The sequence below is a fragment of the Micromonospora ferruginea genome, assembly GCF_013694245.2.
In the GTDB taxonomy this organism is placed as follows: domain Bacteria; phylum Actinomycetota; class Actinomycetes; order Mycobacteriales; family Micromonosporaceae; genus Micromonospora; species Micromonospora robiginosa.
On sequence record NZ_CP059322.2, the window covers coordinates 1,039,732 to 1,054,650 of the forward strand.

The window sequence follows — 14,919 nt, forward strand, 5'->3', positions numbered from 1 at the left end:
TGATCGTCCCCGTCAAATACCATCGATGCCATGACAGACCCGGTCGTCGGCTCGCCCCGCCAGACCGGATGGTGGCTGCGGGGGCTGTTCGGCCTCATCGGCCTGACCGCCTTCGTCCTCGGCTACGTCGGCTTCGAGAGCCTGCTCCAGGCCCGCCCGGACACCGTCCACGACCGCTTCGACGTGCTCTACTACGATCTGCAGCTCTTCGTGTTCGGCGCCGAACCGTTCCAGAACCCCGGCCCCTACCCGTGGCAGTTGCAGGTCGCCCGGTTCGCCGCCCCGCTGTTCACCCTCCTGGCCGTGGCCGAGGCCGGCCGCCTGCTCCTGGCCGCCGAGAGCCGCCGCCTGCGCGCCCGTCAGGCCCGTGGTCACGTCCTCGTCTGCGGCGACTCCCAGTTCGCCCACATGCTCGCCGACCGGCTCTTCGCCGACGGCGAGAGCGTCGTCGTCGTGCGCTCCACGCCCTTCGGCCCGCTGGAATACCGTCGCCGCCGCTACCTCGGCGTGGTCGGCGACCCGACCAGCCCGGAGGTGCTGCGCGGCGCCGGCCTGCCCCGGGCACACACCATCTACGCCTGCGGCGAGGACGATGACCGCAACCACGCCATCGCCAACACCGCCAGCCGCCTCGTCCAGGACCGGCGGGAACCACCCCGGGTCTACGTCCTGGTCCACGACTCCGAGATGTGCCTGGCGCTCCAGGCCCGCCGGCTCGGCGCCGCCGGCTCCAGCCGGCTGCGACTGGACTACTTCCACGTCGACGACGTCGCCGCCCGCGCCCTGCACCGGCACCACCCGCTGCCCGACGTCACCGATCGATCCACCCGGGTGCTCATCGCCGGCACCGGCGCCTTCCGCCGGGCCCTCCTGGTGGAGACCGCCCGGCACTGGCGGGCCTGCCGCGTCGACGCGCCACCGCTGCGCATCGACCTGGCCGCCCCGGATGCCCGCCTCGAACTCGACCTGGCGACGGCGCGCTACCCGATGCTGAGCACCACCTGCCGGCTCACCGCACACGACATCGACTTCGACGGCGTGGTCACGCTCGCCCGGCTCACCCCAGGCAGCTACGACCGGATCTACGTCTGCGCCCCGGAGGAGGCGAACGGCCTGCAGTTCGTCCTGGACTCACCCGCCCTGTGGCAAGGCGCCCGGAGTTCGGTCTTCGTACCGGTCTACCGGCAGGCGGCGCTCGCCGCGGCGTTCCACGGCGACTCCCGCCACGACCTGCTCGACGAGGTGCACGGCAAGCTGCGCCTCTATCCGGTGCTGACCCGCGCCTGTGACGCCCGGTTGATCGGCGACGACCTCACCGAGCGGCTGGCCCAACTGATCCACGAGCGCTACCTGGAGGCCCAGCAGCGCGCCGGGCTGCGTCTCGGCGACGCGCCGGCGATGGTGCACTGGTCACGACTGCCGGAGTCGCTGCGGCGGGCCAATCGGGCCCACGTCCAGGACATCGCCGCCAAGCTGTTGGACCTCGGCTGTGTGGTGGCGCCCCGGCGCGGCGCCGGGGATCCGTCCGCCGGGCAGGCCATCGACGACCGGATCGAGGAGCTCGCCCGCCTCGAGCACGATCGGTGGTGTCGGGAGCGGCGCGGCGAGGGCTGGCGGTACGGCGTACGCCGCGACGACGTCCACCAGCGGCACCCCGCCCTGCGGCCCTGGGACGAGTTGCCGCCCGCACTGAAGGAACAGAACCGCGAGGAGATCCGGGCGCTGCCCGACGTGCTCTCCGAGAGCGGTTTCGAGCTCATCCGGCTGGCACCCGCGGTGCCCGCGCAGCGGAGCGGACCGGCGGATGGCGAGTGACCCCACCCCGGTACGCGTCGGCGTGACCGGGCACATCAACCTGACCCCCGACACGGAACTGCTCGTCGCCGACGCGCTCCGCGCCGAGCTGCGCCGGGTCGGCGACCGGCCGGTGCGGGGCGTCACCTGCCTGGCGGCCGGCACGGACCAGGTCTTCGCGCGCACGGTCCTGGAGTTGGGCGGCACGTACGACGTGGTGCTGCCGGCCCGCGACTACCGGACCGCGGTGATCGCTGCGGCGCACCGGGCGGCGTTCGACGAGTTGCTCGCCGGGGCGGGCGCGGTGATCCACACCGGGTACGACCACTCGGGCACCCCCGCGTTCCTGGCGGCCAACCAGGAGCTGGTCCGACGGGTGGACCGGTTGCTGGCGGTCTGGGACGGAGTGCCGGGCTGCCACGAGGCGTCGACGGACCGGACCATCGACTTCGCGCGCGGCCTGGGCGTCCCGGTCACGGTGCTCTGGCCCGCCGGTGCCCGTCGCACGTCGGCCGACACCTGACACGCCGACCGGACCGTGTGGTGGTGCCGGTGGTCAGGGGCGCCGGTCGGCGACCGGGACCGTCGCACCCGTGCCCGGCGCGCCCATCCCGTGGTCGCGGGCCAGGGCGATGGCCTCGGCGCGGCTGCCCAGGTGCAGCTTGACCAGGATGGCCGAGACGTTGTTGCGCACCGTCTTGGCGCTGAGCCCGAGCCGGTGCGCGATCAGCGGGTTGGCCAGGCCCCGCGCGAGCAGGCCGAGGATCTCGCGTTCCCGCTCGGTGAGCTGCGGGAACGGGATGTCGGGGCGGGTGCCGAGCAGCGCGCCGGCGCGGTCGGCGAGCGGGGCGCCGAGGATCAGGTCGCCGCCGGCGACACCCCGGATGCCGCGCTCCACGTCGGTGGCGGAGGCGCCCTTGAGGACGTAGCCGCGGGCGCCGGCGCGCAGCGCGGCGACCAGTGAGGCGTCGTCGTTGAGCATGGTCACCACGAGGACCCGGACCGCGGGGTGGTCGCGGCGCAGCAGCCGGGTCGCCTCGATGCCGGAGCCCTGGCCGAGGTGGAGGTCCATCAGGACGACGTCGGGGCGTACCCGGGCGACGAGGGTCAGGGCGTCGGCGGCGTCGGTGGCCTCGCCGACGCACTCGATGCCGGTGAGGGTGTCGAGCAGCGCGCTCATGCCGAGCCGGAAGACCGGGTGGTCGTCGACCACGACGACGCGGATCGGGGTGTCGCTCACGGTTGCTCCAGGGGGATGGTCAGGCAGACGGTGGTGCCGGGCGCACCGGCCGGGCCGACGGTCAGGGTGGCGCCCACCGCCTGGGCCCGTTCCCGCATCGCGTGCAGGCCGACGCCGCGGTCGGCCGGTCCGGGCGGCATGCCCCGGCCCCGGTCGGTGACGGTGACGCGCAGCAGGTCGGGGCGCTGCTCCAGCGTCACGGTGCAGCGGTCCACCCCGGCGTGCCGCTGCACGTTGCGGATCGCTTCGGCGGTGACTCCGTAGGCGGCGGTCGCGATCTGCTCCGGCAGCGGGTCCAGGGTGGCCGGTCCGTGCACCACGATCCGCAGGCCGGCCCGGGCGTGCTGGTCGCGGAGCAGGTCCAGGGCGGGGCGCAGGCCGCCGTCGGCGAGCACCGGCGGCAGCAGGCCGTGCGCCAGCTCGCGAACCTCCGCCGCGCGTGCGGTCAGCTCGTCGGTCAACCGGTCCAACAGGCTCTCCGCCCGGTCCTGGTCGCGGCGCAGCAGGTTGCGGGTGGCGGCCAGCCCCAACCCGATGCCGCTGAGTGCCGGACCGAGGCCGTCGTGCAGGTCCCGGCGCAGCGAGCGGCGTTCCTCGTCGCGTACCTCCGCCAGCCGTTGCCGCGACCGGGCCAGGTCGCGGTTGGTGCCGGCGAGGTCCACGACGGCGGCGACCACCGGGGCGAGGACGGCGAGCGACTCCCGGGCCCGGGTGCCGAGCAGCTCGCCGGGCCGGGGCCAGGCGTGCAGGTGGCCGACCAGACGGTCGCCGCTGGTCAGCGGCACGGTGACCGGGGTGCCGAAGTCACTCGGCGGGGGTTGCTGCCCGTCCTCGGTGACCCGCACCTCGGCCAGCCGGAGCGCGGCGGCGACGGTCGCGCCGATGTCGGTGGTGCTGCCGACGCTGTGCACCACCTGGTGCAGCAGCGGTTCGGGCGCCTCGCCGTGCACCAGGCGGTCCACGCGTCGCTGCACCGCCTGGCGGACGGGTTGGAAGGCCGCCGCGAGCGCGCCGGTCACCACGAGCTGCGGCAGCGGCAGGAAACGCGGCAGCAACCGGTCGAGCAGGGCCACCGCGGCGCAGTACGCGGCGATCACCAGGGCGGTCATCAGATACCAGACGAGGGTGCGCCGGACGGCCAGCCGCAGCCCCCACAGTTGTTGGCGTAGCACCACCACCGCCACCGCGACGGGGAAGAACGCCTGCGAGGCGAGCATCAGCAACGCGGGCAGGATCGCCGGGACGGCCGGTGGCAGCAGCGTGGTGAGGAAGGCGAGGGTGAGCAGCCCACTGCCGGCGGTCGCCCAGCCGAGGCCGTGCCGCTGCGGCCCGGGGCCGCGTCGCCACCGCCGCCCCAGGCCGGCGCAGGCCAGCAGGCCGAGCCCGACCAGCGCGTACGGCAGCACGGGCGCCAGCGGTCGCAGCAGCGCGGCCCGGACCTCGCGCATCTCGGGCGTCAGCGGCAGCACGCCCAGCGGCGGCGGCGCGGTGACGGCGGCGGCCAGCGTGACCACCACGTAACCGGCGCCGGCGGCGACGGCGAGCCGGTCGATCCGGCCGAGCGGCCGGTCCGGCAGCAGCCAGGGCATGACCAGGACCAGTGAGTACAGCCCGGGCAGCCAGGCCCACTGGTGCAGGGCGGCGAGGACCGGCGGGCCGCCGACGGCGAGGTGCCACTGGGCGACGCACGTGGAGAGCGCGCTTCCGAGCGCCGCGGCGCAGGCGATGAGGGCGGGCATCCGGCTGCCGGTGCGTTGCCGGCTCAGGATGAGCCAGGCCACGGCGCCGTAGACGACGCCGTCGAGCAGGTCGACCAGGGAGTAGAGCTGGGTGGCGTCGAACGGGGGTGTCGCCGTCGCCCAGGCGGTGACCGCGCCGAGCGTGAGCAGGGCGGTGCCGGCGGCCACCGCCCACGCGGCCCACCGCCGGGTCCGGGATACGTCTGGCATGTCGGGTCCACTGTCTCAGCCCGCCGCAGTCGACGGGACCACCGGAACGGCGGTACTGAGGTGGCGGGCCGGCCGGGGACGACCGGCCCGCCACCGGGGTCAGCTCTGCGTGACCGCCTTGCCGCTGACGCTCAACTGGTCGATCAACGTGGCGACCTCGGGCAGTCGCTCCCGGTAGACGTTCCCGGCGAGGCGCTGCGAGTACGTCTCGTAGAGCGCGGCCAGCTCACCGGCCCGTTCGATGGCGACCGCGTGGATGCAGTTGCCCAGGTACTCGTTGGGTGAGCCGGGGCTGTCCGCGCCGGAGCACGAGGGGCTGAAGATGGGCGCCTGTCCGGCCCGCGGGTCGATCTCCGACATGCCCTCCGGGCAGGGGTCTCCGGGTGCCGGCTGGGTGCAGGGCGCGTAGTCGGCCTCGGCGATGGTGTACGCCCGGCTGATGTGGGTGTCGGGCAGGTCGCGACCGACCGGCGCGCCCGGGTAGCGGTAGTCGTTCGGCAGCAGGTTGCCGCCGAGCAGGTAGCCGCTGAGCGAGGCGTCGGAGTCCAGCGCCACCGGAAAGCCGAGCTTGGTGTACGCCTGGAGCAGCCGGAACGCCGCGGTGACCTTGTTGCCGGCGCGGCGGAGCTCCGAGGTCGGGTCGCCGAACCTCTGGTTGACCAACTGGTAGTAGCGCTTCTGCTTGCCCCACAACATCCGGTTGCCCAGCGTACGGGCGATGGTCAGCCGCTCCGGGTTGTCGGCCGAGCGCGCACCCGTCTCGAACGCCGGCAGGTGCACCGACTCGTCGTTGTAGGTCATGTAGTAGACCTCGTCGTAGCAGTAGCCGGTGGGCGGGTTGTCCCGGGTGCTCCACGAGCAGACGATGCCGGCGCTCTTGGTGTTGCGCCACGTCCGCACGTCCATCCAGAAGCCGCCCTGGTCGACGCTCATCTGCGCGTGCACGGTCAACTGGAGGTCGGCCTTGGTGATCTCGGCGCGCGGCCCGGTGGTGGTCGTGTGGTTGACGAGCTCCGCGTCGTAACAGATCTGGAAGTGCGGCTGGAACTGCCTGTTCGTGCCGTGGCTGAGTAGCTGGAACGCGTTCGGCAGGTCGCCGAGGTTCACGTTGGCCGGGATGCGCACCCGAGGTAGCTGATGCGCCGGGTCGCAGCTCGACATCTTGGCGTCCGCGTTGTAGTTGCGCTCCGTGCCGGCGGTCCAGTACGAGCGGGTATTGGTCAGACGCGTCGGGGGCGCCTGGTCCGGGCCGTACCACGGGTTGTAGCCGCCGCCGGTGGCCTCGTCGCGCAGCTTGCGCAGCTCGGCGGACTGGGCGTTGACCGCGCTCTTGTAGTTCTCCACCAGGCCGGTGAACAACGCGTTGCGGTGCCCGTCCGCGGTGGGCCGGCTGAACCGGCTGCTGGCGTCCAGGATCTGTTGGCCGGAGCGGCCGATGCGGCTGGCGAACGAGTTGTCGCCGGTCATGTCCCCGGCCAGTGCCGGGTTCTCCAGCGCCAGCGCGGTGAACGCCCGCGTCGACATGGTCCAGACGCCGGCGTGCGGGACCTTCGTGGTGGCGGGGTACGCCGGGTCCCAGGTGCGGGCCAGGTAGGACAGGTAGTCGATCGCGCCGTACGGGGTCTTCTCGTCGAGCACCCGCACCGGGTCGACGCCCGGCTGGGACCATTCGGCCGGGGTGAGCACGAAGGGCGCCCCGGCGCCGGTCGAGGTGGCGCTGGTGAACAGTCGCCCCTCCGTCTCGTCGTACTGGGTCACCGAGAGGGGCCGACCGGTGCGTGCCTGGTAGCCGACGTAGGTGTTGATGGCGAATTCGGTGTCGCGGAGCGCCTCCTTCTTCAGCGCCTCCTGGATGGAGAGGCTGAGCTGGTCGACCCGGGTCTCCAGACCGTTGATCTGCCGCTTGATCGCGTCGAGGTCGCGGATCACGTTGCCCATGTCGTCCCGCATCCTCAGCAGGACCGACATGATGTCGTCGTAGATCGCCGTGAGCATCGCCTCCACCCGGTCGAACCGCTCGTGCATCTCGGTGCGCAGCTCGCCGACCTGCTCGCGCAGCTTGCCGATCTCCTGCATCAGCAGCTCCTGCTCGCTCGGGCCGGAACCCAGGAACATCGGCAGCAGGGTCATCACGGCACCGAGCACGTTGCCGGTGAGCACCACCGTGCTCAGCGACCCGATCGCCTCGCTGAGGTTGAGCCCGGCCACCGTGGGCAGGTACTTGTTGATCGCGGTGGCGATGCCGACGGCGGCCTTGCCGATCGCCAGCACCTCCTTGCCGGCCTTCTGGTCGGCGAACCCGGCGAGCGTGGCCAGGATGGTCACCGCGGACTCGGCGGCGTCGATCGCCACCTGCCGGTTGGCCGCCTCGGCCAGCGCCGCCGTGTAGTCCTGCGGCGTCGGCTTGGGACCGGGGCCGACCGGATACTTCAGGTCCGCCGCCGCCAGCTTCTTGATGATCTCGGCGTTCTGCTCGGCGACCTTCTCCAGCGCCCCGCGCAGCTCGGTGCGCAGCGCCGCCAGATAGGCCTGCTCGTTGCCCAGGTGCTCCAGGATGGCTTCGGTGTTGACGTAGGAGGCGAGCACCGGATCGGCGAGCAGTTGCTCGGTCGTCGCGGTGGCGCGCACGTTGAGCTGCGCGCCGATCTCCCCGTCCCAGGCCGCGGCGAGATCGGTGTCCTGGGCCGCCGCCCGGGTGAGCTGGCCCCACGCGCGTTCCTGCTGCGCGTAGAGCGCGTCCATCCACCGGTAGTTCTGGTAGGCGCTGGTCACCGCGTCCTCGACCTCGGCCGAGGACGTGATGGTGCCGCCGACGGTGGCGTCCAGCAGTCCCTTGACCATGGGAGCGCCGATGGACACCCCCGGCACGCCGGAGAGCGCATCGATGACCTTGATCATGGTGGCGTAGGTGGTGCGGGCGGTGGTGTCGGAGATGCCCGCCGCGTTCACCGCCTGCCGCGTGGCGACCAGGTGCCGCACCACGTCGTCCCGGGACGCGCCGGGGTTGCGTCCGCGCCAGTCCAGCAGCTCCGCGGTGATCACCAGGTTCTTCAGCCCCGCCACGCCGCCGTTGTGCGCCCGCAGGTACGCGGCGAACACGCCGTCGTGGAACTTCGTCGCCTCGTAGTCCACCGTCTCCGCCGCCACGGCCGGCGTCGGGGACACGACCACCACCGCCGCCACGATCGCGGCGATCAGCGCCCTCCACCGCCGACGGCGGCGGGGCGCCTGCACCATCACTCCCACTGGGATTCCTCCGGATCACTCCGCGCCCACCGGGCCGGTGGGCGCGCACCGCAGCCTGCGACCGGTGGTGTCCCGGCAACCAGGGGTGGATGTCCCACGGGTGCGGGACGCGGGACCTCCACCGTCCGGTCGGGTGTCGCCGTCCCGGGTCGCTCGGGACCGGTGTCCCTGGTGGGCCGGGACGGCGCCCGGGTTGACTGCCCGGCATGACCGACACCTCGCCGGACCACATTCCGGCCCACGTCAAGAACTCCTACGTCAACTGCTCCGAGTACGCCCGGACGCCCCGGCTCACCCCGCTGCCGAGCGTCGGGGACCCGGGCGCGACCGCACCGTCGGCCCGGCCGCCGGCGACGGTCCGTCTGGAGGTCGTCCGGTGACCACGGCCGCCGCGCCGGCCCTGCTTCCCGCCTGGCGGGAGTGGCTCGTCGAGAACCTGGCGATGGGGGTGGCCACCGACCAGGCCCGCGCGGCGGCCGTCGCCGGCGGTGCGGACGCCGACGCCGTCGACGCCGAGCTGGCGGCGATGAGCAGCCACCCGTACTTCGCCGTCTGCCGGCGGCTCGCGCTGCGGTACGACTGGATGGAGTCGGTGCTCGACACGTACCGGGTGCTGCGCGACGACGACGGCGGTCGCGAGATCGACCGACGCGCCGACCTCACCGCGGCGGAGTTCTTCGGCCGCTACTACTACGCGAACCGCCCGGTCGTGCTCGACGGCCTGATGGCCGACTGGCCGGCGCGGCACTGGACGCTGGACGCGATGGCCCGCCGGTGCCCGGACGCCGTGGTCGAGGTGATGACCGGCCGCGAGGCCAACCCCGAGCACGCCTGGCAGTACGACCGGCACCGCACCACCATGCCGTTCCGCGACTACCTGGCGATGCTCGGCTCCGGCACCCGCACCAACGACTACTACATGGTGCCGCGCAACGAGAACTGGAACGGGGCGCTCCGCGCGCTCGCCGGGGACGTGCGCCCACCCGGTCATCTCGTCGACCCCGCCGGCGGTGGGCACCTGCTGCTCGGTCCCGCCGGCACGGTGACCCCGCTGCACGTCGACAACAGCACCGTGCTGCTCTGCCAGGTGCTCGGCCGTAAGCACGTTCGGCTGGTCCCGTCGTACCAGCGGCACCTGGTCTATCCGCGCGGCGGGACCTTCAGCTCGGTGGACGCCGCCCGACCGGACCTCGACCGACATCCCCGCTACGCCGAGGCCACCGTGCTGGAGACCGTCCTCGAACCCGGCCAGATGCTGCTCGTCCCGGTCGGCTGGTGGCACTGGGTGCACGCGCTCGACCTCAGCGCCACGGTCACCTTCCACCATTTCCGGGTGCCCGGGCAGAACCATCGAATGGCTACCCCGCCCGCGGCCCTCGGCGCCGACCGTGCCGACCGGTGAGGGCCGCGAGTGGCCGGCGGCGAGTTATCTCCTGGCTGTCGACTCGATTCTCGGCCGCGCTCGACACTCGTCGCTGGTGGTGCTCCATCCTCCCCCTACCGTCACCCCTAACCTGCTCGCCGGGGGCGTCGAACCGGTCGAGTCAGGGGATTCGACGGTATGGCTGAGTTACCGATGAACATCCTGACGGACGCGGGCTTCACGGCTGCCGAGGCCGATGCCGTTGTGCGTGGCCTGATGCAGGGCGTCGACCTGCATCAGGACAGGCCGGGTGCCGACGCTGTCAACATTGATGCGCTCTCACAGGAGAAGCGGGAGGCATTGGACCGGTTCAACCTGGCCGTCGCCGGAGACGCCTGAGAGCGTCGTGACACCTCGGCGTGGTCCTCGCCGGCCGCCTCGGCGAGTGTCCACGCCGAGGCGGCCGGTTCCGTACCGCTGGCGTCACACCGCCGGAATGTCGTGCACCCGGGCGCTGACCGCGAGGGTCTTCGTCCGGGTGCCGTCGGCGTTGCGGACCGTCAGCAGGTAGGTGTGCCGCTGGACGTCGCCCTCGACGCCGGAGCAGGGGAAGGTGAAGGACTCGCTGCCGGCCGCCGGGTAGGTGTCGCGGTACACGCCGGGACCGTCGACCGAGAGGGCCACCGAGTCGACGTTCGTGGCCTTCCACTCGACGAGGACCGGATGCCCGGCGACCGGGTTGACGGTGGTCCCGGCCGGGCACGACGGCTTTTCGGCGACCCGGAAGTAGACGATGGTCGGGCCGCCGGACCGTCCCTCGTCGCTGCCGGTGCCACCGTTCGCACGACCGCCGGTCGTGCCGCGGTCGCCGTCCGTCGGCCCGGTGGCGGAGATGCGGGGTGCGACGCTCGCGGGCGCCGCCTCCGGTGTGGACGTAGCGGCGGTGGGAGCCTCGGACACGGTCGTGGTCGCGGTGGACTCCGCGGAGGTCGTCGGCGACGAACAGCCGGCCGCCGCCAGGGCGGCGACCATGACGGCGGCGGTGGGGCGGAGCAGGACTCGGGCGGGCATGGTCACTCCTTCGCGCGCCGCCGGCGGTCCGGGGCGACTGGATCTCACCGTAGGGCCGTCCGGCAACGCCGCCGCGACCTGCGGGGATGTTCGTGTGCTGGAGCACGGTCAAGCAGCTGACCGTCGAGGCCCGCCGGCCGGGGGCGATCTCGATCCCGGCCTGGATGACGGACGGCACGCGCGAGCAGCGACTGCGGGCTGCGGGGCAGGCCGAGGCGAGGGCCGGCCGCTGAGGAGCGGGACCACCGGCCCGGCGACGCGGGCCGTCGCGCCGCGTCCCGCCATCCTCACGCCACCTGGGTACGCCAGGTGCGCGACGGGTCGCTGTCGCACGTGTACTGGACGATGGCGACGTTGAGGCCGGTCGAGCCGCCGGCCGGCGAGAGGCAGAGGTTGCTGAGCACGTTCTGGAAGCGGGTGTTGCCGGTGCCGTCGGTCAGCAGCCGCCATGCCCGTGCCGGGTTGCTGTCGCAGTAGAACTGCACGACGACGGTGTTCAGGGTGTCGACGCCGCCGGCCGGGGACAGGCAGAAGCCGCTGTTCATGTTCTCCAGGAAGAACGTGGTGGTGCTCTTGCCGATCGGGCGGATGTTCCACAGGCGGGAAGGCGCGCGGTCGCAGTAGTACTGCACGGCGGTGGCATTGGCGGTCGTGCTGGCGCCGGCGACGGTCAGGCACAGACCGCCGGCATTGGCGTTGGACACCGCCTTGGCGGAGACGGTGTCCCAGGCGCGGGTCGGGTCGTCGTCGCAGGTGAACTGCACGATGGCGACGTTGGGGCCGGGATCGCCGCCGGCCGGGGACAGGCAGAGTTGGCTGGCGAGGTTACGCAGCGCGTAGTGGCCGCCCTTGGGCAGAAACGTCCACAGCCGTGACCGGTTCAGGTCACAGGTGGACTGGACGACCACGACGTTGAGGCCGTTGCTGCCGCCGGCCGGTGACAGGCACAGGTGGGTGTAGACGTTGCGGATCTGGTACGAGAACGTCTCCTGATTGAGGACGAACTGCCAGTTGCGCGGGTTGTAGCCCTCGCAGGCGTACTGCACGATCGTGGTGCCCGACGCGGTGCTCGAGCCGGCGGGCGTGAGGCAGAGCCGGGTGCCGACGTTCTGGATCTTCAGGACCGGCGGTGGCGGCTCCTCCGCGGCGGCCGGCGCGGCCACCAACGTGGAGCCCAGCAGGGCGAGCACGGCGGCCACGGACAGGATGCGGCGACTACGACGGCTATCGGGCATGGTCGATCCCCCTTCGGTGACTCCGCATGCTAGAGCCCCCTGTCACCTCGACGGCGGGTGCGACGTGGGCGGTGCGGGTGGTGCGTGGCCGGCGAGCGTTAGCGCCTTGTGGACCAGGAAGCGGGCGCTGTCAGCAGGCCGCGCGTTGACCCGAGTGGTGGGTGCCGATCCGACCGACCACGGTCAGGTCGGTGAGAGCGGTGTTCGCCGCGCGTGCCACGTAGCACGAGTACCGGTGCTGGTTGATGACCTCCAGGTGAATGTGCGCCCCGCTGTCGCCGTTGACCTGGTAGCAGCTTGAGTACCGGAACCTGCCGGTCTCGCCGAGCTTGGTCCACGGTCCTACGGAGGCGCCGACGACGACCCCGCCGGGTTTGTTGTTCACGTGCATCACGTCCGCCCGGCCGATGACCTCGCCGGTTGTGGTGTCCCGCGCCTCGAGCCCGATCCGGTAGCCGCCGTCGGCGAGGTTGCCGGTCGCGCAGCCCGCGCGGACCGTCACCACGGTGACCGCGACCGGGTGCCCGGCCGCGGTCTTGGTGCCGAAGGGCGACACGACGGTGGCCCCGGGGGCTCGGTAGATGTCCACCGCCCAGTCGTTGGTGTAACCCCAGTTCGCGAACACGATGTGATGGCTGGCTGGACCGGACACACCGAATCGGTCCCAGGTGGACGTGCCCTGGATCGGCGGATAGACCCCGATCGTGTCGGCCGTGGCGTGTGCGCCGGCCGGTGCCGCCGGCGCGGCGGCGGCGCCCAGTGCGAGTGCGAGCGCGCCGAGGGTACGGGCGAGACGAGACCTCATCGTGCCTCCGGAGGGGTGTGCGAGGCGGTACATGTCGATCAATTGATCGACGAAGATGGATGAGAGTATCGCCTCCGACCGCGCGTCGGGAGAGGCCGACCCCATAAACAGTTTTGAGCGGGCACATCGTCGACAGATGTTTATCGACCTGTCGCCGCCGGCACACCCACTCCTACCGTTCCGACACAGCCCTCCGGGTCTCCCCGTCGCCGGGACGCGACCCCCCGGAGTCGGCATGAGGAGGAGATCACCCGTGTCGCTACGACTCGCCGCCGCCGGTCTCACGCTGGGCGTGGCACTGGCCGGCATCGTCGGCGTCGGCGGACCGGCCCAGGCCGATCCGACCGGTGTCATCCGGAACGCGGACAGCACGAACGCGGTGGCCGGCCGCTACATCGTGACCCTGAAGGACACCGGGCTCTCCCGGGCGGTGCTCGACAACCGCGCCCGAGAGCTGACCGGTCGCTTCGGCGCCCGGACCCGCCACGTGTACGGGTCCGCGCTGACCGGCTTCTCGGCTGAGATGTCCGCGCGCCAGGCCGCCCGCCTGGCCGCCGATCCGACCGTCTCCGTGGTCGAACAGGTGCAGCGCATCGAGGTGTCGGACACCCAGAGCAACCCGCCGAACTGGGGTGACGACCGGATCGACCAGCGGAGCCTGCCGTTGGACCGGTCGTTCACCTACCCGTCCGGGGCCGGGCAGGGCGTCACCGTCTACGTCCTGGACACCGGCATCAACGCCAACCACACCGAGTTCACCGGCCGGGTCCGCCAGGGCACCGACGTCGTCGACGGCGACAGCACCCCGCAGGACTGCCACGGGCACGGTACGCACGTGGCCGGCACAGCGGTGGGAAGCACGTACGGCGTCGCGAAGAAGGCGGCGGTGGTGTCGGTGCGGGTGCTCAACTGCCAGGGCACCGGCACCAACGACGACCTGATCGCCGGGATCAACTGGGTTCGTGCCAACGCGCAGAAGCCGGCGGTGGCCAACTACAGCATCGGCTGCGGCAGCCGGTGCTCCAGCCAGGCGATGGACAGCGCCGTCACCAGCCTGATCGGTTCCGGCGTGCAGTTCGTGCAGGCGGCCGGGAACTCGTCCGACGACGCCTGCTACTACAGCCCGCAGGCGGTCGCGGCGGCTGTCACCGTCGGCAACAGCACCAGTTCCGACGGGCGCAACAGCAGCAGCAACTACGGCTCCTGCCTCGACCTGTTCGCCCCCGGCACCAGCATCGTCTCCGCCTCGTACGCCAGCAACACCGGCAGCGCGACGATGACCGGGACCTCGATGGCCTCGCCACATGTGGCCGGCGCCGCCGCGCTCTACCTGGGCGCCAACCCGTCCGCCACGCCCGCCCAGGTGCGGGCCGCGTTGGTGGACAACGGCACCACCGGCAAGATCACCAGTGCGGGCAGCGGATCGCCGAACGTGCTGCTCTACACCGGCTTCCTCGGCGGCACCGACCCCGCGCCGGAGGCCCCGACGGTGACCGGGCCGGGTGACCAGACCTCCGCCCTCGGGCAGGCGGTCGACCTCCAGTTGCGCGGCAGCGGCGGCACCACGCCGTACACGTGGAGCGCCTCCGGCCTGCCGGCGGGGCTGGCGATCGGCGCCACGACCGGCCGCATCACCGGCACCGCCACGGCGGCGGGCACCACGACGGTGACGGTGACGCTCACCGACGCGGCGTCGCGCTCCGGGACCGCCACCTTCCGCTGGACGGTGACCGGCGGTGGCGGCTGCACGTCGGCCCAGGTGGTCGGCAACCCGGGCTTCGAGAACGGCACCACGCCCTGGACGGCCACGACGAACGTGATCGGCACCTGGGCGGCGCAGCCGGCCCGCTCCGGCAGTCGCAACGCCTGGTTGAACGGCGGCGGCACGGTGCAGACCGACACGGTTTCGCAGCAGGTGACGATCCCGGCCGGATGCACGACCGCGACCCTGCGCCTCTGGATACGGATCACCACCGCGGAGTACGAGAACCTCGCGTACGACACGTTGACCGTCAGCTACGGCGGCGCCACCGTGGCCCGCTACTCCAACCTCGACCGCACCGGCGGGTACGTGGAGAAGGTGATCGACCTCAGCGGATACGTCGGCCGGACCGCCGCGCTCACGTTCACCGGTGTCGAGGACTGGTCGTACCAGACCAGCTTCGCGCTCGACGACGTCACGGTCACCGTCGGCTGATCAGTGCCGGAGGTGGGAG

Annotated in this window: 12 protein-coding genes; 6 read left to right on the top strand and 6 right to left on the bottom strand. The window is 72.4% G+C overall.

The window, feature by feature from the left end; all coding sequences use genetic code 11:
- Window positions 1-30: 30 nt before the first annotated feature.
- Together H1D33_RS04795 and H1D33_RS04800 are read left to right on the top strand one after the other, a co-directional pair.
- Complete coding sequence (locus H1D33_RS04795) at window positions 31-1,815, top strand: RyR domain-containing protein (protein ID WP_181569213.1); 1,785 nt, start codon at window positions 31-33, stop codon at window positions 1,813-1,815.
- Window positions 1,805-2,317, top strand: a complete 513-nt coding sequence (locus H1D33_RS04800) for a hypothetical protein (protein WP_181569212.1) — start codon at window positions 1,805-1,807, stop codon at window positions 2,315-2,317. Before H1D33_RS04795 ends, H1D33_RS04800 begins: the two co-directional genes overlap by 11 nt.
- 33 nt (window positions 2,318-2,350) lie before the next feature.
- Here the strand turns inward: H1D33_RS04800 and H1D33_RS04805 are convergent, their stop codons facing one another.
- The 3 genes from H1D33_RS04805 to H1D33_RS04815 form a co-directional block, all read right to left on the bottom strand.
- Window positions 2,351-3,034, bottom strand: a complete 684-nt coding sequence (locus H1D33_RS04805; RefSeq protein ID WP_246411673.1) for a response regulator — start codon at window positions 3,032-3,034, stop codon at window positions 2,351-2,353.
- Window positions 3,031-4,983: a sensor histidine kinase gene (locus H1D33_RS04810; RefSeq protein WP_181569211.1), complete on the bottom strand. Its 1,953-nt coding sequence runs from the start codon at window positions 4,981-4,983 to the stop codon at window positions 3,031-3,033. The genes H1D33_RS04805 and H1D33_RS04810 overlap by 4 nt, the downstream gene beginning before the upstream one ends.
- 99 nt (window positions 4,984-5,082) lie before the next feature.
- The gene (locus tag H1D33_RS04815; RefSeq protein ID WP_181569210.1) at window positions 5,083-8,229 is read right to left on the bottom strand and encodes a hypothetical protein; all 3,147 of its coding nucleotides are present in this window, start codon (window positions 8,227-8,229) and stop codon (window positions 5,083-5,085) included.
- Between the two features lie 206 nt (window positions 8,230-8,435).
- On the opposite strand from H1D33_RS04815, the gene H1D33_RS04820 reads away from it, so the two are divergent.
- The 3 genes from H1D33_RS04820 (at window position 8,436) to H1D33_RS04830 (ending at window position 9,991) form a co-directional block, all read left to right on the top strand.
- Window positions 8,436-8,609: a hypothetical protein gene (locus tag H1D33_RS04820; protein WP_181569209.1), complete on the top strand. Its 174-nt coding sequence runs from the start codon at window positions 8,436-8,438 to the stop codon at window positions 8,607-8,609.
- Window positions 8,606-9,631 (top strand): cupin-like domain-containing protein, encoded by a 1,026-nt coding sequence (locus tag H1D33_RS04825; protein ID WP_220138714.1) that lies wholly within the window; start codon window positions 8,606-8,608, stop codon window positions 9,629-9,631. The genes H1D33_RS04820 and H1D33_RS04825 overlap by 4 nt, the downstream gene beginning before the upstream one ends.
- Window positions 9,632-9,805: 174 nt before the next feature.
- Complete coding sequence (locus H1D33_RS04830; protein ID WP_181569208.1) at window positions 9,806-9,991, top strand: hypothetical protein; 186 nt, start codon at window positions 9,806-9,808, stop codon at window positions 9,989-9,991.
- A gap of 84 nt (window positions 9,992-10,075) precedes the next feature.
- Here H1D33_RS04830 and H1D33_RS04835 read toward each other — a convergent pair whose 3' ends face one another.
- The 3 genes from H1D33_RS04835 to H1D33_RS04845 form a co-directional block, all read right to left on the bottom strand.
- Window positions 10,076-10,663: a hypothetical protein gene (locus H1D33_RS04835; protein ID WP_181569207.1), complete on the bottom strand. Its 588-nt coding sequence runs from the start codon at window positions 10,661-10,663 to the stop codon at window positions 10,076-10,078.
- Window positions 10,664-10,950: 287 nt separating this feature from the next.
- A complete protein-coding gene (locus H1D33_RS04840) occupies window positions 10,951-11,898 on the bottom strand; it encodes an RICIN domain-containing protein (RefSeq protein WP_181569206.1) in 948 nt (315 codons plus the stop codon).
- Between the two features lie 130 nt (window positions 11,899-12,028).
- Window positions 12,029-12,703 (bottom strand): hypothetical protein, encoded by a 675-nt coding sequence (locus H1D33_RS04845; RefSeq protein WP_220138713.1) that lies wholly within the window; start codon window positions 12,701-12,703, stop codon window positions 12,029-12,031.
- 253 nt (window positions 12,704-12,956) lie between these two features.
- Between H1D33_RS04845 and H1D33_RS04850 the strand changes: the two genes are divergently transcribed.
- Window positions 12,957-14,900 carry a S8 family serine peptidase gene (locus H1D33_RS04850; protein WP_246411671.1) on the top strand — a complete coding sequence of 648 codons (1,944 nt, stop codon included), beginning with the start codon at window positions 12,957-12,959 and terminating at the stop codon, window positions 14,898-14,900.
- The last annotated feature ends 19 nt before the right edge of the window (window positions 14,901-14,919 follow it).

Coding starts and splice junctions, on each gene's coding strand:
- H1D33_RS04810 (WP_181569211.1), bottom strand. CDS start 4,983: ATGCCAGACGTATCCCGGACCCGGCGGTGGGCCGCGTGGGCGGTGGCC.
- H1D33_RS04820 (WP_181569209.1), top strand. CDS start 8,436: ATGACCGACACCTCGCCGGACCACATTCCGGCCCACGTCAAGAACTCC.
- H1D33_RS04845 (WP_220138713.1), bottom strand. CDS start 12,703: ATGAGGTCTCGTCTCGCCCGTACCCTCGGCGCGCTCGCACTCGCACTG.
- H1D33_RS04830 (WP_181569208.1), top strand. CDS start 9,806: ATGAACATCCTGACGGACGCGGGCTTCACGGCTGCCGAGGCCGATGCC.
- H1D33_RS04840 (WP_181569206.1), bottom strand. CDS start 11,898: ATGCCCGATAGCCGTCGTAGTCGCCGCATCCTGTCCGTGGCCGCCGTG.
- H1D33_RS04800 (WP_181569212.1), top strand. CDS start 1,805: ATGGCGAGTGACCCCACCCCGGTACGCGTCGGCGTGACCGGGCACATC.
- H1D33_RS04835 (WP_181569207.1), bottom strand. CDS start 10,663: ATGCCCGCCCGAGTCCTGCTCCGCCCCACCGCCGCCGTCATGGTCGCC.
- H1D33_RS04795 (WP_181569213.1), top strand. CDS start 31: ATGACAGACCCGGTCGTCGGCTCGCCCCGCCAGACCGGATGGTGGCTG.